Genomic DNA, 20,994 nt, shown 5'->3' with positions numbered 1-20,994 from the left:
CACGACCATACGCGAGAAGCCCCACCGGAACGGATCCGGTGGGGCTGGTTCTCCCGCACGCCCGAGGGCCCCGCTCCCAGGGAAGCGGGGCCCTCGGAGGGGTACTGCGGACGACCTCAGTAGCGGCGCGTGATCAGCGCGCGCTTGACTTCCTGGATCGCCTTGGTGACCTCGATACCGCGCGGGCAGGCGTCCGTGCAGTTGAAGGTCGTGCGGCAGCGCCACACGCCGTCGCGGTCGTTGAGGATCTCCAGGCGCTGCTCGCCCGCCTCGTCACGGCTGTCGAAGATGAAGCGGTGGGCGTTCACGATCGCGGCCGGACCGAAGTACTGGCCGTCGTTCCAGAACACCGGGCAGGACGACGTGCACGCGGCGCAGAGGATGCACTTCGTGGTGTCGTCGAAGCGCTCGCGGTCCTCGGCGGACTGCAGACGCTCGCGCGTGGGCTCGTTCGTGTCCTTCGTGACGAGGAAGGGCATGACGTCCCGGTACGCCTGGAAGAACGGCTCCATGTCCACGACCAGGTCCTTCAGGACCGTGAGGCCCTTGATGGGCTCGACCGTGATCGGCTTCTCGGGGTTGATGTCCTTGATCAGCGTCTTGCACGCGAGGCGGTTCTTGCCGTTGATCCGCATCGCGTCGGAGCCGCAGATGCCGTGGGCGCAGGAACGGCGGAACGTCAGGGTGCCGTCGATGTCCCACTTGATCTTGTGCAGACCGTCGAGGACGCGCTCCTTGGGGTCGATCTCGAGCTGGAAGTCTTCCCAGACCGCCTCCGCCGAGACCTCCGGGTTGAAGCGGCGGATCCGGAAGGTGACGGTGATGTAGGGGGAGTCGGCGAAGCCGGGCTCGGGCTGGCCGGCCGCGTCCGCCTTGTCCAGAACAGGGGTAGCCATCAGTACTTACGCTCCATCGGCTGGTAGCGGGTCTGGACGACCGGCTTGTAGTCGAGACGGACGGTTTCCGAACCGTCGTCGCCGACCTCGCGGTACGCCATGGTGTGCCGCATGAAGTTGACGTCGTCGCGGTTCGGGTAGTCCTCGCGGTAGTGACCGCCGCGGGACTCCTTGCGGGCGAGCGCCGAGACGGCCATGACCTCGGCCAGTTCGAGCAGGTTGCCCAGCTCGATCGCCTCGAGGAGGTCCGTGTTGAACCGCTTGCCCTTGTCCTGGATCGCCACGTTCTTGTAGCGCTCGCGCAGCTCGGCGATCTTCTCGACGGCCGTCTTGATCGTCTGCTCGGTGCGGAACACCATGACGTTGGCGTCCATGGTCTCCTGCAGCTCACGACGGATGGCGGCCACCCGCTCGCTGCCGGTGGAGGTGCGCAGCCGCTCGATCTGCTCGACGACGAGCGACTCCGGGTCCGCCGGCAGCTCGACGAAGTCTGCCCTCGCCGAGTACTCGGCGGCGGCGATGCCCGCGCGCCGGCCGAACACGTTGATGTCCAGCAGCGAGTTGGTGCCCAGGCGGTTGGCGCCGTGCACCGACACGCAGGCCACCTCGCCGGCCGCGTAGAGGCCGGGGACGACGGTGGTGTTGTCCGCCAGGACCTCGCCCTCGACGTTGGTCGGGATGCCGCCCATGGCGTAGTGCGCGGTCGGCTGGATCGGGATCGGGTCCGTGTAGGGCTCGATACCGAGGTAGGTCCGCGCGAACTCGGTGATGTCCGGGAGCTTGGCGTCGAGCTGCTCCGGCGGCAGGTGGGTGAGGTCCAGGTAGACGTGGTCGCCCTCGGGACCGCAGCCGCGGCCCTCGCGGATCTCCGTGTAGATGGAGCGGGAGACGACGTCACGGGACGCGAGGTCCTTCATGACCGGCGCGTACTTCTCCATGAAGCGCTCGCCGTCCTTGTTGCGGAGGATGCCGCCCTCGCCGCGCGCACCCTCGGTGAGGAGGATGCCCATGCGCCAGATGCCGGTCGGGTGGAACTGGAAGAACTCCATGTCCTCCAGCGGCAGGCCCCGGCGGTAGACGGCGGCCTGGCCGTCACCGGTGAGGGTGTGCGCGTTGGAGGTCACCCGGAAGAACTTGCCGGTGCCGCCGGAGGCGTAGATCACGGCCTTCGCCTGGAAGATGTGGATCTCGCCGGTCGCCAGCTCGTACGCCACCACGCCGGCCGACTTCCTGACGCCGTCGACCTCGGTGATGAGCTGGTCCAGGACGTAGAACTCGTTGAAGAACTCCACGCCCTCCTTGACGCAGTTCTGGTACAGCGTCTGGAGGATCATGTGGCCGGTGCGGTCCGCGGCGTAGCAGGACCGGCGGACCGGGGCCTCGCCGTGGTTGCGGGAGTGACCGCCGAAGCGGCGCTGGTCGATCGTCCCGTCGGGCGTCCGGTTGAACGGCAGGCCCATCTTCTCCAGGTCGAGGACGGCGTCGATGGCCTCCTTCGCCAGGATCTCCGCGGCGTCCTGGTCGACCAGGTAGTCACCGCCCTTGACCGTGTCGAAGGTGTGCCACTCCCAGTTGTCCTCCTCCACGTTGGCCAGCGCGGCGGCCATGCCGCCCTGCGCGGCGCCCGTGTGGGAGCGGGTGGGGTAGAGCTTGGTCAGGACCGCGGTGCGGCTGCGCTTCGTCGACTCGATGGCCGCGCGCATGCCGGCGCCGCCGGCGCCGACGATGACTGTGTCGTACTTGTGGATCTTCATGATTCTCGCAGCCCCGTGCCTAGCGGATGTTCGGGTCGAAGGTGAAGATCACCAGCGTGCCGAGCAGGATCGTGAACACCGTGGCGGTGTAGAGCAGAGCCTTCAGCCACAGCCGGGTGTTCGGGCGCTCGGCGTAGTCGTTGATGACCGTGCGCAGGCCGTTGGCGCCGTGCAGCATCGCGAGCCACAGCATCAGCAGGTCCCAGACCTGCCAGAACGGGGACGCCCAGCGGCCGGCCACGAAGGCGAAGCCGATCTTGGAGACGCCGCCGTCCAGGACGAGCTGGATCAGCAGGTGGCCGATGACGAGGACGACCAGCACGACGCCGGACAGGCGCATGAACAGCCAGGCGGCCAGCTCGAAGTTGCCCCGGGTGGACCTGGGGGTCTTCTTGGTCCGCCTGCGCGGCGCCTCGATCAGCGGGGCGGGGTCGTCGGCGGAGTACACGGCGGCGCCCTCGACGGGGCCGACTCCGGACGCGGGGGTTTCAGTCGTGGACATGAGTGTCAGCTCCCGAACAGGGCACGAGCGGCGTGGCCGAGGACCGGGTAGAGCGCGCCGATCATCAGGACGATCCAGACGCCCATCACGGTCCAGAACATCTGCTTCTGGTAGCGCGGGCCCTTGGACCAGAAGTCGACGGCGATGACGCGCAGGCCGTTGAGCGCGTGGAAGAGGATGGCGGCGACGAGGCCGTACTCCAGCAGCGCGACGATCGGCGTCTTGTAGGTCGCCACGACCTTGTCGTAGGCCTCGGGGGAGACACGGACGAGTGCGGTGTCCAGCACATGCACGAACAGGAAGAAGAAGATGAGGACGCCGGTGACTCGGTGAGCCACCCAGGACCACATTCCTTCCCGTCCGCGGTACAGCGTTCCAGCCGGCACGGAAGAACCCTCCGGGAGCGGGGACTAGGGCCGCGCCGGCTTCACTGTCGGTCGGGCCCGGCCGGGTACGGTCCACCGGCCCTCAGCATCGTATCCATGCGGCGCGGTGAGGCTTACGGGGGGCCTACTTGTGTGATCAAAGTGGCACCGGACGGGCTAGGGGTGCGGCATTCGGGTGGTACGTGCGGTCATATCCCGGAAGCGGGCGTGTTGTGGCTGGTCGCGCCACTCGGCGGGCGGGGCGCCGGGCCCGCCAGGAACGCCGTCAGCCGGTGCCTCGCCAGGCGCCGCAGTTCCTCCGCCGCCGTGACCCGCTCCTCCTCGGGATCGTTCGCCAATCGTGACCGGATGCCCTCCAGGGCGCGGTCGATGACCTCGTAGTCCGGGATGTCGCCCAGATGGATGACGAACGCGTGCCCGAATTTCGCCTCGTAGGCCGCGTGCGCCGCGCTCAGCGCCATGTGCGCCGCCTGGTAGGTGTCCTCCGGCAGCTCGGGCAGCGGCTCGCCCGCCAGGGCCCCGGCCAGATCGGCCGCGGGCAGGTCGTACGCCGCCTCGTCCGCGGCCGCCAGCAGGGCGTCCAGGTCGGGATAGGGCCGGTGTTCGGCGACCCGCCCGGACCAGCGAGGACTGCGCAGGCAGCGCAGCAGCATCGCGCCCGCCTCGTCGGCGGGGGCGGCGTTGAAGGCGTCCAGCGGGGTGGGGAGGTACGGGAGACGGTGCGCAGGCAGCGTGGGTCCTCGCGTCACGGGTGATGTGGCAGGGGATCTTGTGAAGGCTGTGCCGCTACGTTATCGAGCGTGGTCACAGTGTGTCCGACGGGTATCTGAATTTCACCCGTACGGAAGAGTTTCGGAACGCCCCGATGACGGGTGCGGGGCCGAACGGTCGTACGTTGGCTGAGTGACCCAGCACAGGCGCCGGGCGTCGGCGCAGCAGGTGAGGCGGAAGCGGGCGGTGGTCGCCGCGGCTTTCGCGGGGACGGTCGCGCTCGGTGTGGGCGTCGGCGTGTGGGCCTCGGCGGACACCGGCGGAAGACCGGCCGGGGACGTGGCGCAGGCCCCGTCCGGCCGGGCGCCGAGCAGCCCGTCGCCCAGCCGCTCCTATCCGCTCTCCCGGGCGCCGCGCACCATACCCGCGGTCGCCTCCCACACCGCGGCGCACGGCCCCGGCTGGCGCCCGGAGAAGGGCGGGCGGGTGCTGGTGAGCGATCCGTCGCTGGCCGACGAGGGCCGGCTGACGGCCGGTGAACTGGGGCTGACGTACGCCGGGGAGAAGGACGACGAGCGGGCCGGGGACGTCCGCCTCTCGCTGGGCGCGCGGGGCGGCGACCCGGAGTCGTACACCATGACGGTCCGCGACGGCCGGGTCGACATAAGCGGGCCGGGTGAGAGCGGCGTGTTCTACGGCACCCGCACCCTCAAGCAGGAGGTCCACGGCGGCGGCACGGCACCGGAGGGCGTCGTGCGCGACCGGCCCGCCAAGCCGGTGCGCGGCTTCAACCTGGACATAGCCCGCAAGCCGTACAGCGCGTCCTGGATCGAGGACCGGATACGCGAACTGGGCGACCTGAAGTTCAACGAGCTGGGACTGCACTTCTCCGACGACCAGGCCTTCCGGATCGAGTCCAGCAGCCATCCCGAGATCGTCTCCAAGGACCATCTGACCAAGGCGCAGGTCAAGCGGATCGTGGACCTGGCGAAGAGCCGGCACATCACGGTCGTGCCCGAGATCGACTCGCCGGGCCACCTGGGCGCGGTCATGGCCCCCCACCCCGACCTGCAGCTCCGCAACGCGAACGGGGTCGCCACGCGCGGTGCGATCGACATCTCCAAGGCCGGTTCAGCCAAGATCGTCGACGACCTGCTGAACGAGTTCGCCGGGGTCTTCCCGGGCGGCCAGTGGCACCTCGGCGGCGACGAGTACCAGGCGCTGACGGTGTCGGACCCGCAGGCCTCCTACCCGCAGCTCGCGGCCGCCGCCCGGCGGAAGTACGGCTCCGGCGCGACCGTCGCCGACCTCGCCACCGGCTGGCTCAACGACCGCGCCGCCACCGTACGCGCCCACCACCGGACCATGCGGGCCTGGAACGACGGCTTCTTCCGGAACACCTCCGTGCGGCCCGCCGACGACCTCCAGGTCGCCTACTGGACCGGCAAGGAGATCGGCGCCCGGCAGCCGGTGGAGTACCTGCGCGACGGCCGCAAGGTCCTCAACTACAACGACGAGTTCCTGTACTACGTCCTCGGCCAGCCGCAGACCTTCGTCTACCCGACCGGGCAGCGGATCTACGAGCAGTGGAACCCGCGCGTGCTGCGCGGCACGACCGCCGTCCCGTCGAGCTACGACGGGCAGATCCGCGGCGGCTCGTTCGCCGTGTGGAGCGACATCCCGGGCGCCCAGACCGAGGCACAGGTGGCCGCCGGCATCCGGATGCCGCTCCGGGCCACCGTGCAGAAGCTGTGGGACCCGGGCAGGCCCGAGCTGTCCTGGGCCGAGTTCAAGGCGCTGGCGGACCGGCTGGGCTGAGCGGCCGCCGGGCGCGGTATCTTCCGCGTACCGCATCACACGGGGGCACGGGGGTCTCGATCATGTCCGCAGCACGCCTGCGCTCACCACTGGGCCTCGGCCGTGCCACCGTCGCACTGCTCGGGCTGGTCGTCGCCGCCGACCTGTTCGCCATCTGGACCGAAGTGCTCGAGATCCGGGTCGCCGACGACATCCTGAACGGAATCGACGGCGAGGCCGCGCTCCGCCGCGGCGAGCGGGCCCACGCCCTCCACGAGGCGTCCGGCGCCGTCCAGTCCCTCGCCCTGCTCGCGACGGCGGTCGTGTTCCTGTGCTGGTTCCACCGGGTCCGGGTCAACGCCGAGGTCTTCGACGCCGCCATGCACAGCAAGTCGCGCGGCTGGGCGATCGGGAGCTGGTTCTGTCCGGTCGTGAACCTGTGGTTCCCGCGCCGCGTCACCCTCGACACCTGGGACGCCAGCGCCGCCTGGGCCGACCGGCCCGGTCACGGCCTGGTCAACTCCTGGTGGACGCTGTGGATCGTGTCGCTCTTCGCCGACCGGGTGGCGCAAGGCGTGTCCCACACGGCCCGGGGCGCGGTGGGCTGGCGCAGCGCCCTGCGTCAGATGCTGGTCGCCGACGCCCTCGACGCCGCGGCCGCGGTCCTCGCCGTGCTGGTCGTCCTCAGGCTGACCCGCATGCAGCGGAACAGGGTCCTGGCCGGTCCCGTCTTCGTCTCGGCACTTGGCTGAAAAGCTTCGTCTGTGACACCCTCGGCCCGTTGCACGCAGTAAGGGGAAGTGCGGGCTCCGTAAAGGCGGTGCCCCGGCGAGGGAGGCTTCCATGAGCCTGGTGGAACTGATCGCGCAGGCCGGCGAACGGGGGCTGGCCGTGAGCGGGCTGGCTTGTTTGGACCGGTGCGTGCCCCTGCTGGGCGGTGACGACGAGGTGCTGCGCCCGCTGTGGGCGAGCGTCGCCGAGGGCTCGGACTGGACCGGTGGCCTGGAGAAGGCGCGCGGTGCCCTCGGCCCGGAGGACTCCGACGAGGACGAGGCCGCGCGGCTCGCCCACCGCATGCTGGACGAGGCCCCGGCCGAGCGCACCGCCGAGGCGGTACGCGCCTGGGCGGACGCCTGCTCCGTCGCCTCCCTGCGCATCCACCGTCTCCTCGACCCCGCCGCGGAGGGCCCGGACGACTCCGGCGACGTGGAGGCCGGCCGTACCGGGGACGCCGAGGGGCTGCCCCCGCTCGTGGCGGCCGAGCTGCGCCGCCAGACCGTCGTCCTGGAACTGCTCGCCGAGCACGGCACGAACGGCCTGCGCCGCGCCCTGGACGTGTCGGTCGAGGGGCGCCGGGTGCTGAGCGCCGTCGTCTCCCGCCGGGCCCGCGGCCGCGGCTGAACCGCCGTACCGGAGCGCCGGCCCCGGGTGGCCGTGGCCGGCCGGACCGCCGCCAGGGGACGGCCCGCCGTCGCCCCCGGCGCCGGGAGAGTCCTGTGTCCGTCCCGCGGCCGCGGTGGAGCGGTCCCGCGCCGGTTGCGCGAAGCCGACCGGATCACTGTGACGGATGCGCCGTGCGGCCCGCTTTCCCCTGTGTGACAGCGCACTACGTGACAGCACAGCAGGAGACCCGGCCGCAGGCCGCGGCCAAGCCCGCCCGCTGGGCCGCGGACACGGTGGCGGCCTTGCGCGAGGGGGCACGGCTCAGGCTCGACTACTCGGTGCAGAGCCTGTGGCGGGTGGACCGGGTGATCGACGGCATCCGCCGCGAGGGGCCGCCGTACGCGGCGGTCGAGCACGCCCTGCGCGGCTTCGGCGCCTACGCCGGTGAGGTCGTCGTGCGCCGCGGCGGCGCCGAGTGGTGGTCGTCCGGCGGCGAGCACTGGATCCGCACGCCCGACGGCCGCCTGTGGGACCCCATCGACGAGGCCCGCCGCGCCTACGCCGGCCAGGGCTCCCTGCGCCTGCTGTGCCGGGACGCCACGAGCGGGCCGGCCGACTGACGGCGCCGGGCGCGGCGCGGTACCGACGGGTGCGGCGCCGCGTACCGGCTCCCGGGGACACGCGTCGGCCGGGCCCCCCGCGTGGTGGGATCCCGGCCGGTACACGGCCCCGGCCGCACCTGCCTGGCGGGGCACGGTGCGGCCGGGGGACTCAGCGGGTCACGGCGTCAGCGTCTCGCCGATCCGGGCGCCCGTCGGCAGACCCAGCGTCGTCCTGCCGAAGGCGACGGCCTGGCTGAAGCCGAGGCCGGAGCCGTTGCTCGGCAGGTACGTCAGCAGGCCGTTGCCGCTGTCCTCGCCCGCCGCGCCGAACGCCAGGTCGGCGCGCCCGTACCCGGACAGGTCGGCCAGGGACACCGACGAGCCGAACTTGTCGCTCTTCTCGGCGACGCCCGGAATGCCCGAGGTCTCCTGCGAGACCGCGATCGCGCCGGAGCCCGTGAGTCCGGAGGCGCTGCCCTTGATCAGGAGCGCCGCACCCGCGTTGGGCCGGTCGGTGCCGCTCCGGGTGAGGTCCTCACCGGGCAGGCCGGTCAGGACGTCCGGGTAGCCGTCGCCGTTGTAGTCGCCGATCGAGACGGAGGCGCCCATCGCGTCGCGGGACTCGTCGGCGCCGGGGACGCCGGAGGTGCCCTGGTGAATGGTGGTCATGCCGGTGGTGGTGAACCCGGTGGAGGAGCCCCGCACCAGGGTGACCTGGCCGCCCTGCCTGCCCCCGGACTCGCTCGTGTACGGCTGGCCGATGACGATGTCGTCGTAGCCGTCGCCGTCCACGTCACCGGCGGCGACCGACCGGCCGCCCTTGACCGAGAGGACGCCCGCCTTGGTCAGGCCCGCCGCCGAGCCGGCGAACCGCACGACACGGCCGACACCGCCCGCGTCCCGGTAGTTGAGGGCGACGTCGGCGTAGCCGTCCCGGTTGAAGTCGCCGGTCGTGGCGTCCAGTTGAGCGATGGAGCCGGTGGCGGTGGTCAGCGTGCCGGAGGTGGTGGCGCCCCCGGTCAGCCGGACGTTCCAGTTGCCGCCCGCGCCGGTGCCGGCCGAGAAGACGTCCGCCTTGCCGTCGGCGTCGAAGTCGCCGACCGCGACGGTGGAGCCGAGCTTGGCGCCGGTCGCCGTGACGCCGCCCGACGTGGTGTACGAGAAGCCGGAGTCGAGGGCGGGCCCGTACATGACGGTGACCGCGCCCCGGTCGGCGTGGCCGCTGGTGTCGTCCTCGCCGGGCACGCCGATCGCGAGGTCGGCGTAGCCGTCGCCGTTGACGTCGCCCCATGCGGTGGCGGCGCCGAAGCCGTCACCGGACTCGGAGGCGCCGGGGACGCCCGGGCTGCTCTGGGTGAGCGTGAGCTTCCCGGCGGGGACCGGGCCGTCGACCCCGCCCGGCACGACCGTCACCGAGTTGGCCTTGGGGGTGCCCGCCACCAGGTCGGCCAGACCGTCCCGGTCGCGGTCGGAGGTCGGCAGCGCGTGCGAGATGCCGGGGGTCCTGGCCAGCGCGGCGATCAGCGGCAGCTTCGCGTAGAGGTTGTCGCCGGGGCAGAGGGTGGAGTTGGTGTTCCGGTGCCCGAAGACCCGGGGCAGGGTGATCTCCTCGCCCGTGTCGACCAGGTTGCCGTCCTGGCCCTTGGGGCTGCCGGAGGTCAGCGTGACCTTGCCGGTCGGGTCGATGCCGTACATGCCGAACTTCCACGCCACGATCCGGGCGATCGAGTCGAGCGCGGCCCGGGACGGGTGCGCCGACATGTAGTTGCCGATGTAGGAGATGCCGAGCGTGTTCGTGTTGAACCCGATGTCGTGAGCGCCCACCACCGGCAGGTCCATGCCGCCGCTGCGGCCCTCGAAGATCTGGCCGCAGCGGTCGACGACGAAGTTGTAGCCGATGTCGTAGTAGCCGCGGGAGAAGTGCTCCTGCTGGATCGTGCGCATCCGGGCCCGCGAGTCGGCGCAGGACACCGCGTTGTCGCTGTCGACACCGGTGTGGTGGATGACGGCGGCCTTGATCTCCGTGCCGTAGCTCGGGGTGCCGTCGTAGTCCGTGGAGGCGCCCCACTCGGCCTGCGTGACGACCGGCGGCTTGACGACCGTGGACGGGCGCGGCTCCGGGACGGTGCTCGACGGGGACGGGGAGACCGAGTCGGACACCGACGGCGAGGCGGACACGCCGGTGGAGTCGGACACCGAGGGCGAGGGGGACGAGGTGTCCGGGGCCGACGCCGAGTCACCGGGCGCCGGGGAGTCCGCCGGTGACGACGAGCCGGACGGTTCCGGTGACGTGGTCTCCGCGGCGAACGCGGCCGGCTCCGGGCTGCCCGCGGGGTCCGTGCCCGGGTCGAGCAGCTTGACGTCCATCCCGGCCGGCAGCCCGGAGGTCGTGGTGCCGTCGGCGTCGACCACCCGGACCGCCACGCCGTCCGCGTCGCCCGTCCACATGGACCCCGTGCCGCCGCGCGCCTTGGCCCGCGCGCCCTCGGCGCCGTCGGCGGAGAACGGGTCGTCGGGCAGCTTCGCCCAGTCCGACCACGTCCCGGTCTCCCGGGAGCGGTAGCGGATTTCCGGTGTGCCCTTCAGCTCGGACCGCTCGTCGTCCCACGTGAGCATCGCGGCGCTGAACCGCTCGGTGTCCCGCTTGCCCAGCCCGCGGCGGCCCCCACCCTGGTCCGCCAGCTTCACTGTGTGCACGGAGGCCCTGCGGCCCGCGCCCTTGCCGTCGTCGTGCGCGCCCGGGTCCGCGACCGCGTAGGTGACCGCCCCGGCACCGCCCAGCACCACGGCTCCGAGCGTCAGCCACGCCCGTCGCCTGAGGCTGAGCGGTTTGTACGCATGGGTCCTGCGAGGACTCAACTGTCCCACCCCTAGAGAATGAACACGGTGACATCGCCTGCCACACAGGTGACACCTGTTCAGCGCCCGGTGGGCGTCGAACGTCACAGATGCGGGAACGGTCCGGTGCGCACGAGCGGATGGAGTGGTCGGCAATGGGACACATACGCGTACTCGCCGCGGGAGCAGGGGTGTCGGCCGCGCTCGCCGCGCTCACCGCGTGCGCCTCGCCCGACGACGGCGCGGCCGGGCAGGACCGGTGTTCCGTACGGTCCGACCCGGCGCCGATCGAGAGGCGCTTCCCCGCCTTCGGGACGCCGGAGCGGGTGCACTGGTGCGGTGTGGTCCTGAACGCCGGGGACGGACGGGTGCCCGGGCCGACGGACGTGCGGCTGGTCGGTGTCGTCGAACTCGCGCCCGCGGCCTTCGCCGGGATCGTCGAGGACCTGGGGGAGGACCCGGTCGCGCAGGCTCCGCAGGGGCTGCCCGGGGAGATCGTGGAGTTCCTCCCCGGCGAGGCCCGGTGGCGGCGCAGCGACCGGCTCGACCGCTCCGTCACCCAGGGGCGCTACACCGGTTCGTTCCACGTCGACACGGCACACCGCGTGGTCCTCGTGGACTGCGTCGACCCGGTCCCGCCGAGCACGGAACCGGCGCCCTGAACGCGCTCGTCCCGGGCGCAGATGCCTGAGCGCCGCTCATGGTTGTACGCCACCGGGAACTTCCGGGTGTGGCGATGGACACTTCCGCGGCCCGTGATGTTCGCGGGTGCGCCTCCGCTTGAGCAACCGGGGGACCGCGGCCCGGTGTTCCCCCCACAGCCGAGCCAAGGGGGAACCGTCCCATGCGGGAAGTGTGCGAACGCCTGTCGGTCGCCGAGGAGATGCGGGCGCGGGCGGACGCCCTCGTCACGCGGGTCACCGCCCGCGGCCGGCTGCCGCTGGACTACTCCGAGCGCAGCCTGCGGCTCGTCGACTTCCTGATCGACGGACTGCGCAAGGGCGGAGCCGACCGGGAACGGGCCCGCGAGACCCTGCTCGGCCTGGGGGCGTACGTCGGCGAGGTGCTGGTGCGCCGCGCGGGGGCGGTGTGGGTGGACTTCGACGCCGGCCGGCGCGCGTACTTCGGGCAGCCGGCCGGGGTGCGCATGGGGGACGGGCGGGTCTGGAACCCGCTCGGCAAGGTCGTCAACCGCTTCGACGCGGGCGGCCCCGAGGAGTCCCTGCAGACCTTCTGCCTGACCCTGCACGGCCGGGTGCGCAGGACCGCCGCCCGACGGCTCGCGGCGAACGCGCCGCGCGCTGTGACAAATCTGTGAGCTGCGGCGCTGATGACCTTGGGGCTCGGGGACGGCCCGGGCCCGGTACGGACGAGGACGGTTCTTGGGCCAGGGAGGCGAACCCCGCCGCGTACGGGCGTACGACGGGGATCTGGGCGCTGCCGTCGCGCGGGCCCAGGACGGGGACGAGGCCGCGTTCGCGGCGGCGTACCGGATGGTGCAGCCGGGCCTGCTCGGCTACCTGCGCGGTCTGGTCGGCGAGGACGCGGAGGACGTGGCCTCCGACGCCTGGCTGGAGATAGCCCGCGACCTGGGACGGTTCAAGGGCGACGGCGCCGGGTTCCGCGGCTGGACCGCGACCATCGCCCGCCACCGGGCACTGGACCATCTGCGCAGACAGCGGGTTCGGCCCCGGGCGGCCGCGACGCTCGAACAGGACGTACTGGACCTGCCCGGACCGCACAGCACGCATGAGCAGGCGCTGGAGTCCATCTCCACCCGGCAGGCCCTCGAACTGGTCCGCGCCCTGCCCCGCGACCAGGCCGAGGCCGTACTGCTCCGGGTGGTCGTCGGCCTCGACGGCCCCTCCGTGGCGCGGGTGCTCGGCAAGCGCCCCGGCGCGGTCCGCACCGCCGCGTACCGCGGACTGAAGCGGCTCGCCCGCCAACTGGGCGGGCCGGGCGCCGCGGACGGCGCTGTGACGGATGACGGACCCCGGACGCTGGGGGAGTCGAAGTGAACGGCGACGGCCCGCCGCCGTACATACAAGGCAGAAGCAGCGCCGGCGGCGGAACCAGCAGAGGCAGTGGCACGAGGCTCACCGGAGGATCCGGCGGGCCGACCAGGGACGGGAACGAACATGGGTGAACGGCTGAGCGGCGAGGGGCTGCCCGCCCGCCGGCGCGGGCACCCCGGCGGCACCGCCCTGGGCTCCGCGCCGGCCGGTCCGGACACCGGGTTCGAGGCCCGCGTCGGCGCCGCGCTCCGCGGGGACGGCAGCGGCGGGGTCGACCCCGAGGCCGAGCGGCGCGCCGTGGCCGCCTTCCGCACCGCCCGGGACTCCGGGCAGCGGCGGGCGCGGACCCGGCGCCGGGACGACTGGCGGCCCGGGCGCCCGCGCGGCGCGAGGCTCCCGGTGCGGACCACGCTCTCCGTGTTCCTGGCGAGCCTCACACTGGGCGGCGTCGCCTTCGCGACGATGGGCGCCCCCGGGTTCGACGGGCACGACGACGACGGCGGTGGTACCGGACCGCCCCGTACCCCGCCGCCCGCGAGCACGGCACCCCGGCAGCAGAGCGCCGGCCCCGATCGCACCGCGGCCCCCTCGGCCGGTCCGCACCACCCCGGCACCGCCGAGGACATGCGCGCGCACTGCCGTGCCTACGAACAGGTCCGGGGCCGGGGCAGGGCGCTGGACGCGACGGCCTGGCGGCGGCTCGTCGCCGCCGCGGGCGGCGAGGACGCCGTGGCCGAGTACTGCGCCGCGCGGGCGACGCCCTCCGCGCAGCCGAGCCACCCCGGCAACGGCACGGCCGGTGGCACGGCGGGTGGCGGGGGCGGCGGCTCGGACCACGCGACGGCCGACACGTCGCGCGGCGGCGGCGGTTCGGGCCCCAAGGCGGCCGATCCCGAGAGGGCCGAGGGGAAGAAGTGACCCCCGCCCCGGGCGGAAGTCCGGGGTCAGGGCAACGGCCGGGGCCGCCACCCCCCACAGGAGAGGCCCCGGCCGTCGCGCTTCACGGACCGCTCGGCGGCCCGTACTTCCTTCAGCGCCAAGAGTGCGTTTTCTGTCACACCCCGTCGCCCACCGACGTGTCACGAGTTAGTTGCATCTTCTACAGACATGGACGTGGGCGGGTTTCTCGCCGTAACGTGCCTTTCGCGCCGGACCGAAGACATGGCGTAAAGGGAGTGCGGTGCTGGGGGACGACGCGGAGCTGACCGCCGCGGTGCGTGCGGCACAGGACGGGGACGAGACCGCTTTCCGTACGGTGTACCGCGCGGTGCAGCCGAGACTGCTGGGTTACGTGCGTACTCTGGTCGGCGATCCGGACGCGGAGGACGTCGCGTCCGAGGCGTGGCTCCAGATCGCCCGGGACCTGGACCGGTTCAGCGGCGACGCGGACCGCTTCCGCGGCTGGGCCGCCCGGATCGCCCGCAACCGCGCACTGGACCACATACGGATGCGCGGGCGCCGCCCCGCCATCGGCGGCGACGAAACGGAACTGACCGGGCGGGCCGCCGACTCGGACACGGCCGGTGAGGCCATCGAGGCGCTCTCCACCGACGGCGCCCTCGCGCTCATCGCGCGGCTCCCGCAGGACCAGGCCGAGGCGGTCGTGCTGCGCGTGGTGATGGGCCTCGACGCCAAGTCCGCGGCCGAGACGCTCGGCAAGCGCGCGGGCGCCGTGCGCACCGCCGCGCACAGGGGACTGAAACGGCTCGCGGAGCTGCTCGGCGGCGATCCGGAATCGGCGGGCGTGCTCGACGCGCTCCCGCTCCAGCGGGAACCGCGTGGCCGCGCGGTGACGTCCGCCACTGTGACGCATACGCGTCCGCGGACGCAGAAGGACATGTGATGGCCGACGAGCGCTGCGTTTCTCCGGGGGAGGACCCCCGGGCCCCCGGCGAGTGGCTCACCGGGGAGACGGCGGAACGTCTGCTGCGCGGCGAGTCGCCCGCGTCCTTCGACCCCGCCGTCCGTGACCAGGCAGAACAGCTCGCCCGAACGCTGAGCGCGCTGTCCGTCCCGGCGCCCGACGCGCACGGTGAACTGCGCGGCGAGGAGGCGGCGCTGGCCGCGTTCCGCAAGGCCCGCGAGGCGGCCGAGGCCGAGCGCACCGCCGCCGTCTTCGGCGACGGCGCCCCCGGCGGGAGCCCCGCACCCCGTGCGGCCGGCACCGGCGAGGGGCTGGTCCGCATCGGTGCCCCGGCCCGTTCCGGAAGCCGCTCCCGCCGCCCGCGCTGGGCCCGACCGGTCCGGCTGACGCTCGCCGCCGCGGTGGCCGTCGGCACGCTCGGCGGGGTCGCCGTGGCCGCGGGCAGCGGAGTGCTGCCCATCCCGTTCCGGGAGGACCGCCCGGCTCCCGCCGCCTCCGTCTCCGAGGACGAGAACCACGGGCGGCCGAGCGTCTCCCCCTCCGCCCGGGTCCCACAGGGCCCCGGCGACGGCACGGGCACCCCCGGCGGGAGCCCCGGCGTGTCCGCCGGCGGTGTCCCCTCGGGCGCGGCCACCGCCGGTACCGACAAGGGCGGTGCGCCCGGCTCCGCCGCCCCCGGCGCGACCGGCGGAAGCTGGTGGCGGGAGGCGGGCACGGCCTGCCGTGACCTCCGGGACGGCAAGGACCTGGGCAACAGCCGCAGGCGGGCCCTGGAGGGCCTGGCGGGCGGTGCCGCGCGGGTCGGCAAGTACTGCGACTCCGTCCTGACGGGCCGGCCCTCCACCGGCGGCGACAACGCCGGCGACGACTCGGGCGACGAGTCGGGCGACGACTCGGGCCAGGGTGAGAAGGGCGGCGGCCAGGGCAAGGGCGGCACCGGCCAGGATGACGACAACGGCCAGGGCGGCGACGAGGACGGACGAGGGCACGGTCGCCACGGCGGCCGGTACCGTGGCGCGGCGGTGTCACCCGCCCCGGCGGACCACGCGCCCCCGGCCCCCGGCCGGCACGGCTTCGCTCCGGCCCCCTCGCCGAGCCCCTCGTTCTCACCGCTCTGACCTGCGCATTCATCGTCCGCGAAATTTTTTTCGCGAGAGGTGTGACGTTTCTGATCCCCTCGGCGCAGTAATGAGTGAGCCGACTGGTCATCGGCCGTCGCACTGAGCCGGGGTTCCCCCCGTACCCACGGCTCGTGCACATGGCGCGGGCGGGACACGTTCCCCCGGTCCCGCCCGCGCCCTCATCCCTCACCGGTGGACGACGACCCGGTCGCCCACCCGCACCTGAGCGAACAGCGCGGCGATCGCCGCCTCGTCCCGTACGTTGACGCATCCGTGGGACCCGCCCGCGTAGCCCCGGGCCGCGAAGTCGTAGGAGTAGTGGACCGCCTGACCGCCACTGAAGAACAGGGCGTACGGCATGGGCGAGTCGTAGAGCGTCGACACATGGTGCCGTGACTTCCAGTAGACGCGGAAAACACCCTCGCGGGTCGGTGTGTACTGGCTGCCGAAGCGGACCGACATCGTCTCGAGCGTGCGCCCGTCGACCATCCAGCGCAGGGTCCGGCTGGTCTTGCTGATGCACAGCACCCGCCCGGTCAGACAGCGCGTGTCGGGAGCGTCGGCCGGCTGACCGCCCATCAGGTACAGCTCCCACCTGCCGGGCCGGTGGGTCATGCCCAGCAGCCGCCGCCAGGTGACGGTGTCCAGTTCGCCGGTCCGCGGCAGCCCGCGCTTGCCCTGGAAGCCGCTGACGGCCCGCTCCGTCAGATCGTCGTACGTCCCGGTCGGCCCGTCGAGGAGCCAGTCGACCTGGCGCAGCCGTGCCTGCAGTTCACGCACGCCCGTACCGCTGTCGCCGGGTGACCACAGCACCCGGGGCGCGGGCCCGGTGGAGGGGGTCGGGGCGGACCGGCCGCCGGACCCGGCCGTCCCGCCGGACTCGGCCGACCGGGTGACGGTGGGGGAGCGGCTGGACGGCAGCTCGATGCGTACCGGCAGGTGGTGCCCGCCCCCGGCGCCGGCGGGCTCCACGGTGCAGCCGCTGAGCGCGGCGAGCGCGGCGGTCGACACGAGTGCGGCGAGCGCGGCGGCAGATCTCCCCGGGATCCTCATGCCGGAGATGCTTCCCCGCGTGACCGCCGCCGAACTACGGGGCATGGTGAGGAGGTGTCGGAACGTACTGCGGAGGCATCCATGGCGCGTGAGTCGGAGTCGGGGCTGCCGATCGAGCCGGTCTACGGACCCGGCGACCTGACCGGCTGGGACCCCGCCGGAAAGCTCGGCGAGCCGGGCGAGTACCCCTACACGCGCGGGGTGTACCCGACGATGTACACCGGCCGTCCCTGGACCATGCGCCAGTACGCCGGCTTCGGCACGGCGGCGGAGTCCAACGCCCGCTACCGCCGGCTCATCGCCCACGGCACCACCGGTCTGTCCGTCGCCTTCGACCTGCCCACCCAGATGGGCCACGACTCGGACGCGCCCCTGGCGCACGGCGAGGTCGGCAAGGTCGGCGTGGCCGTCGACTCGATCGAGGACATGCGGGTGCTGTTCGACGGCATCCCGCTGGACCAGGTCTCCACGTCGATGACGATCAACGCCCCGGCGGCCGTACTGCTGCTCCTCTACCAACTGGTGGCGGAGGAGCAGGGCGTACCGGCGGACCGGCTGACCGGCACCGTCCAGAACGACGTCCTGAAGGAGTACATCGCGCGCGGGACGTACATCTTCCCGCCGAAGCCGTCGCTGCGCCTGACGGCGGACATCTTCAAGTACTGCGGGGCCGAGATCCCCCGGTGGAACACGATCTCCATCTCCGGCTACCACATGGCCGAGGCGGGTGCCTCGCCCGCGCAGGAGATCGCCTTCACCCTCGCCGACGGCATCGAGTACGTCCGCACGGCCGTGGCGGCGGGCATGGACGTGGACGACTTCGCGCCCCGCCTCTCGTTCTTCTTCGTGGCCCGCACGACGCTGCTGGAGGAGGTCGCCAAGTTCCGGGCGGCGCGCCGGATCTGGGCGCGGGTGATGAGGGAGGACTTCGGTGCCCGGAACCCCAGGTCCCTGATGCTGCGCTTCCACACCCAGACGGCGGGCGTCGAGCTGACCGCCCAGCAGCCGGAGGTGAACCTGGTCCGGGTCGCGGTGCAGGCCCTCGGGGCCGTCCTCGGCGGCACCCAGTCCCTGCACACCAACTCCTTCGACGAGGCGATCGCCCTGCCGACGGACAAGAGCGCCCGCCTGGCCCTGCGCACCCAGCAGGTGCTGGCGCACGAGACGGACGTGACGGCCACGGTCGACCCCTTCGCCGGTTCCTACGCGGTGGAGCGGCTGACCGACGACGTGGAGGCGGCCGCGCTGGACCTGATGCGCAGGGTCGAGGACCTGGGCGGCGCGGAGGCGGCGATCGAACAGGGCTTCCAGAAGGCCGAGATCGAGCGGAACGCGTACCGCATCGCCCAGGAGACCGAGTCCGGTGAGCGGGTGGTGGTCGGCGTCAACCGCTTCCGGCTCGACGAGGAGGAGCCCTACGAGCCGCTGCGCGTGGACCCGGCCATCGAGGCCCGGCAGGCGGAGCGGCTGGCCCGGCTGCGGGCCGAGCGGGACGGGGGCGCGGTGGACGCGGCGCTGACCGCGCTGAAGGAGGCCGCGCGGGGCGAGGACAACGTCCTGTACCCGATGCGCGAAGCGCTGCGGGCCCGGGCGACGGTGGGCGAGGTGTGCGGCGCCCTGCGGTCGGTCTGGGGCAGCCACGTGCCCGCGGACGCCTTCTGAGCCGGAGTCCGCCGACGGCCGGCCCCGCGCCCGTCCCGCCCTTCGAGACCCCCGGCCGGACCGTCGTACCCCCGTGCGACACTCCTTGCCATGTTCGGCGTCATCGATCTGCCCACCTATCTGGCGGGGCTCGTCCTCATCGTGCTGCTGCCCGGCCCCAACTCGCTCTACGTCCTCTCCGTCGCCGCCCGGCGCGGCGTCCGGTCCGGCTATACGGCCGCCGCCGGTGTGTGGTGCGGGGACACCGTGCTGATGACGCTCTCCGCCGCCGGGGTCGCCTCGCTGCTGCAGGCCAACGCCGTGCTGTTCGGCATCGTGAAGTACGCCGGCGCCGGCTATCTCACCTGGCTGGCGATCGGGATGATGCGGGCCGCGGGGCAGATGTGGCGGACCCGGCGGGAGGCCGTCGCGGAGACCGCCGACGTCGTCGAGGGCGAGGAGCGGCCGTTCCGGCGTGCGTTCGTCGTCAGCCTCTTCAACCCCAAGGCGATCCTGTTCTTCGTCGCCTTCTTCGTGCAGTTCGTGGACCCGGGCTACGCCTACCCGGCCCTCTCCTTCGTCGTCCTCGGCGCCTTCGCGCAGGCGGCCAGCTTCCTGTACCTGAGCGCGCTGATATTCGGCGGCACCCGGCTCGCCGCCGCCTTCCGCCGCCGCAGGCGGCTGTCGGCCACGGTCACCTCGGCGGCGGGCGCCCTGTTCCTCGGCTTCGCGGTCAAGCTGTCCCTGGCGAGCGCTTGAGGGCCGTCCTGCCGGGCCGCCCGGGAGGACGCCGCGACGGGGCGGCCGCCCGGCCCCCGGCGGACCGCGCGTCGCCCGCCTTCCCCGAGGGCGGGGACCCCGGCGTGTTTCCCACCCGTGGGTCCAGGCCGGACGGTCCGCTGCCGGGCGGCTTTCCGGGTGCTCGGAGGTCGGTCGGACCCGTCGCGCCACGGCGGTGAGCCGTTCCCGCGACGGCGCCGGAACCGCCCTCCGGGCCGGCCTTTTCCCTTTCCCTATTTCGGCAGGGTGAACGAAGCCCGAATTCCCGGTGTACGGGATTTTCCGAGTGCCTTCCTCAGGCGTGGGCCGAATGGTTTCTCCACGAACCGGTGCATCAGCCACGCCAGCAGCAGCATGCCCAGCACGGTCGCCGCGAGCGTCGGATACGCGGGCAGCCCCAGGCCCCGGCGCAGCACCCGGATGACGAACCAGCCCAGGTGCTCGTGGACCAGGTAGAACGGGTAGGTCAGCGCGCCCGCCGCGGCCAGCCAGGGCCAGTCGGCCCGCCGGGTCCAGCCCAGTGCCACGGCCGCCACGGCGGCGAAGGCGAGGGTGACGATCAGCAGGATCACCAGCGGGCTGCGGACGAAGTCTCCGTGCGCCCCCGGGTGCCACAGCCCGCTCGTCGCGGTGCTCTGCCCGAGCAGCCAGGAGACGGCCACGATCCCCCACAGCAGCAGGTCGCCGCCGAAGCGGTGGATCAGGTAGAGGGCGAGACCGCCGATGAAGAAGGGCGCGTACTCCGGCATCACGATCTGCTCCGTCAGCGCGTTGCCGCTGGTGCGGCACACCACGGCCGCCAGCGTCCACACGGCGGCGAACAGCACCACCCGGCGGTAGGTGACCCCGCGCACGACGACGAACAGCGCGAACAGCGCGTAGAAGCGCACCTCGACCCAGAGCGTCCAGCACACGCCCAGCACCCGCGGCGCGCCCATGGGCTGCTGCAGCATCGTCAGGTTGACCAGGAACTCGTCCGGCCGGACCGCGCGCACCACGGCCGGCAGCAGCAGGGCGGCGCCGGTGACCACCGCCAGGGCCACCCAGTAGGCGGGGTAGAGGCGGGCGACCCGGGACCGGAAGAAGTCGCCGAGGCCGCGGCCCCAACTGCTCATGCAGATGACGAAACCGCTGATGACGAAGAAGAACTGGACGCCCAGGCAGCCGTACGCCGCCACCTGGGACAGGGTCGGGAACACGTGTGACGGGCTCTGGTGCCAGGACTCCGAGACCGTGCCGCCGCGTCCGGCGTAGTGGTAGAGGCAGACCATCAGGGCGGCCACGAGCCGCAGGCCGTCGAGGGCGTGCAGCCGCCCGCGCCGTCCGGTGCGGGCGGCGGGGGCCGAGCCCGCCTCGGGCACCGGGGAAACGGGAACGGTGGCGAGGGAAGGCGAAGAAGCAGGCATGGTGCCCCAGAACCTAGTCGATAAACCGCTGATAATCCCGATCCCATTTGTGAAAGTCCCCGCTGTCCGGGCAATGGGCCGCCGGTACCTGGGTCAATCACGGAAACGCCTTGGTTGACAGCCCAATCCTTCGCCGTGCCGTACGAATTCGTTAACCCGGACGTCGTTTTTGCTTCCTAGTTTCTCCATCAACCCCCACGTTTCGGCAAACCCATGGCATGCCGCCGTATACACAGTCTTTGCTT

At 72.8% G+C, this 20,994-nt stretch carries 20 protein-coding genes; 12 read left to right on the top strand and 8 right to left on the bottom strand.

Annotation, left to right across the window (positions count from 1 at the left end):
- Positions 1-116: 116 nt before the first annotated feature.
- From MXD57_RS24260 to MXD57_RS24240, 5 genes are all read right to left on the bottom strand, one after another.
- Positions 117-896 carry a succinate dehydrogenase iron-sulfur subunit gene (locus MXD57_RS24260; protein WP_250403973.1) on the bottom strand — a complete coding sequence of 260 codons (780 nt, stop codon included), beginning with the start codon at positions 894-896 and terminating at the stop codon, positions 117-119.
- The gene (sdhA, locus tag MXD57_RS24255; protein ID WP_250403971.1) at positions 896-2,650 is read right to left on the bottom strand and encodes a succinate dehydrogenase flavoprotein subunit; all 1,755 of its coding nucleotides are present in this window, start codon (positions 2,648-2,650) and stop codon (positions 896-898) included. Before sdhA ends, MXD57_RS24260 begins: the two co-directional genes overlap by 1 nt.
- Before the next feature lie 19 nt (positions 2,651-2,669).
- Positions 2,670-3,152, bottom strand: coding sequence for a succinate dehydrogenase hydrophobic membrane anchor subunit (locus MXD57_RS24250; RefSeq protein ID WP_250403969.1), 483 nt, complete (start codon positions 3,150-3,152; stop codon positions 2,670-2,672).
- A 5-nt stretch (positions 3,153-3,157) separates the two neighbouring features.
- On the bottom strand, positions 3,158-3,538 hold the full coding sequence (gene sdhC, locus MXD57_RS24245) for a succinate dehydrogenase, cytochrome b556 subunit (protein WP_308290908.1): 381 nt from the start codon (positions 3,536-3,538) through the stop codon (positions 3,158-3,160).
- Positions 3,539-3,726: 188 nt separating this feature from the next.
- Positions 3,727-4,287, bottom strand: a complete 561-nt coding sequence (locus MXD57_RS24240) for a 2-oxo-4-hydroxy-4-carboxy-5-ureidoimidazoline decarboxylase (RefSeq protein ID WP_250403967.1) — start codon at positions 4,285-4,287, stop codon at positions 3,727-3,729.
- Between the two features lie 154 nt (positions 4,288-4,441).
- Between MXD57_RS24240 and MXD57_RS24235 the strand changes: the two genes are divergently transcribed.
- The 4 genes from MXD57_RS24235 (at position 4,442) to MXD57_RS24220 (ending at position 8,049) form a co-directional block, all read left to right on the top strand.
- Complete coding sequence (locus MXD57_RS24235) at positions 4,442-6,067, top strand: beta-N-acetylhexosaminidase (RefSeq protein ID WP_250403965.1); 1,626 nt, start codon at positions 4,442-4,444, stop codon at positions 6,065-6,067.
- Between the two features lie 62 nt (positions 6,068-6,129).
- Positions 6,130-6,798, top strand: a complete 669-nt coding sequence (locus tag MXD57_RS24230; RefSeq protein ID WP_250403963.1) for a DUF4328 domain-containing protein — start codon at positions 6,130-6,132, stop codon at positions 6,796-6,798.
- Between the two features lie 91 nt (positions 6,799-6,889).
- Positions 6,890-7,447 (top strand): hypothetical protein, encoded by a 558-nt coding sequence (locus tag MXD57_RS24225; protein WP_250403962.1) that lies wholly within the window; start codon positions 6,890-6,892, stop codon positions 7,445-7,447.
- A gap of 209 nt (positions 7,448-7,656) precedes the next feature.
- Positions 7,657-8,049: a hypothetical protein gene (locus MXD57_RS24220; RefSeq protein WP_250403961.1), complete on the top strand. Its 393-nt coding sequence runs from the start codon at positions 7,657-7,659 to the stop codon at positions 8,047-8,049.
- Between the two features lie 159 nt (positions 8,050-8,208).
- Here MXD57_RS24220 and MXD57_RS24215 read toward each other — a convergent pair whose 3' ends face one another.
- A complete protein-coding gene (locus tag MXD57_RS24215) occupies positions 8,209-10,815 on the bottom strand; it encodes an FG-GAP-like repeat-containing protein (RefSeq protein WP_250404017.1) in 2,607 nt (868 codons plus the stop codon).
- Positions 10,816-11,024: 209 nt separating this feature from the next.
- Between MXD57_RS24215 and MXD57_RS24210 the strand changes: the two genes are divergently transcribed.
- From MXD57_RS24210 to MXD57_RS24185, 6 genes are all read left to right on the top strand, one after another.
- The gene (locus MXD57_RS24210) at positions 11,025-11,531 is read left to right on the top strand and encodes a hypothetical protein (RefSeq protein WP_250403960.1); all 507 of its coding nucleotides are present in this window, start codon (positions 11,025-11,027) and stop codon (positions 11,529-11,531) included.
- 182 nt (positions 11,532-11,713) lie between these two features.
- Complete coding sequence (locus tag MXD57_RS24205) at positions 11,714-12,187, top strand: hypothetical protein (RefSeq protein WP_250403959.1); 474 nt, start codon at positions 11,714-11,716, stop codon at positions 12,185-12,187.
- Positions 12,188-12,251: 64 nt separating this feature from the next.
- Positions 12,252-12,887 (top strand): RNA polymerase sigma factor, encoded by a 636-nt coding sequence (locus MXD57_RS24200; RefSeq protein WP_250403958.1) that lies wholly within the window; start codon positions 12,252-12,254, stop codon positions 12,885-12,887.
- Between the two features lie 120 nt (positions 12,888-13,007).
- Positions 13,008-13,802, top strand: coding sequence for a hypothetical protein (locus MXD57_RS24195; RefSeq protein ID WP_250403957.1), 795 nt, complete (start codon positions 13,008-13,010; stop codon positions 13,800-13,802).
- Positions 13,803-14,064: 262 nt separating this feature from the next.
- Entirely contained in the window at positions 14,065-14,727 is a 663-nt protein-coding gene (locus tag MXD57_RS24190) for an RNA polymerase sigma factor (RefSeq protein WP_250403955.1), read from the top strand.
- Positions 14,727-15,866 carry a hypothetical protein gene (locus MXD57_RS24185; RefSeq protein ID WP_250403953.1) on the top strand — a complete coding sequence of 380 codons (1,140 nt, stop codon included), beginning with the start codon at positions 14,727-14,729 and terminating at the stop codon, positions 15,864-15,866. The genes MXD57_RS24190 and MXD57_RS24185 overlap by 1 nt, the downstream gene beginning before the upstream one ends.
- A 189-nt stretch (positions 15,867-16,055) precedes the next feature.
- On the opposite strand, the gene MXD57_RS24180 is transcribed toward MXD57_RS24185, so the two are convergent.
- Positions 16,056-16,922, bottom strand: a complete 867-nt coding sequence (locus MXD57_RS24180; protein WP_250403951.1) for a L,D-transpeptidase family protein — start codon at positions 16,920-16,922, stop codon at positions 16,056-16,058.
- Positions 16,923-17,003: 81 nt separating this feature from the next.
- On the opposite strand from MXD57_RS24180, the gene MXD57_RS24175 reads away from it, so the two are divergent.
- Together MXD57_RS24175 and leuE are read left to right on the top strand one after the other, a co-directional pair.
- A complete protein-coding gene (locus MXD57_RS24175) occupies positions 17,004-18,584 on the top strand; it encodes an acyl-CoA mutase large subunit family protein (protein WP_250403949.1) in 1,581 nt (526 codons plus the stop codon).
- Between the two features lie 90 nt (positions 18,585-18,674).
- Complete coding sequence (leuE, locus tag MXD57_RS24170) at positions 18,675-19,322, top strand: leucine efflux protein LeuE (protein WP_250403947.1); 648 nt, start codon at positions 18,675-18,677, stop codon at positions 19,320-19,322.
- Positions 19,323-19,576: 254 nt separating this feature from the next.
- Here leuE and MXD57_RS24165 read toward each other — a convergent pair whose 3' ends face one another.
- Positions 19,577-20,749 (bottom strand): acyltransferase family protein, encoded by a 1,173-nt coding sequence (locus tag MXD57_RS24165; RefSeq protein ID WP_250403945.1) that lies wholly within the window; start codon positions 20,747-20,749, stop codon positions 19,577-19,579.
- Positions 20,750-20,994: the final 245 nt, after the last annotated feature.

Source organism: Streptomyces cellostaticus (genome assembly GCF_023630175.1).
Taxonomy (GTDB): domain Bacteria; phylum Actinomycetota; class Actinomycetes; order Streptomycetales; family Streptomycetaceae; genus Streptomyces; species Streptomyces cellostaticus_A.
Note: the sequence above shows the minus strand (reverse complement) of the source record. Positions and strands in the feature narration are given on the sequence as shown.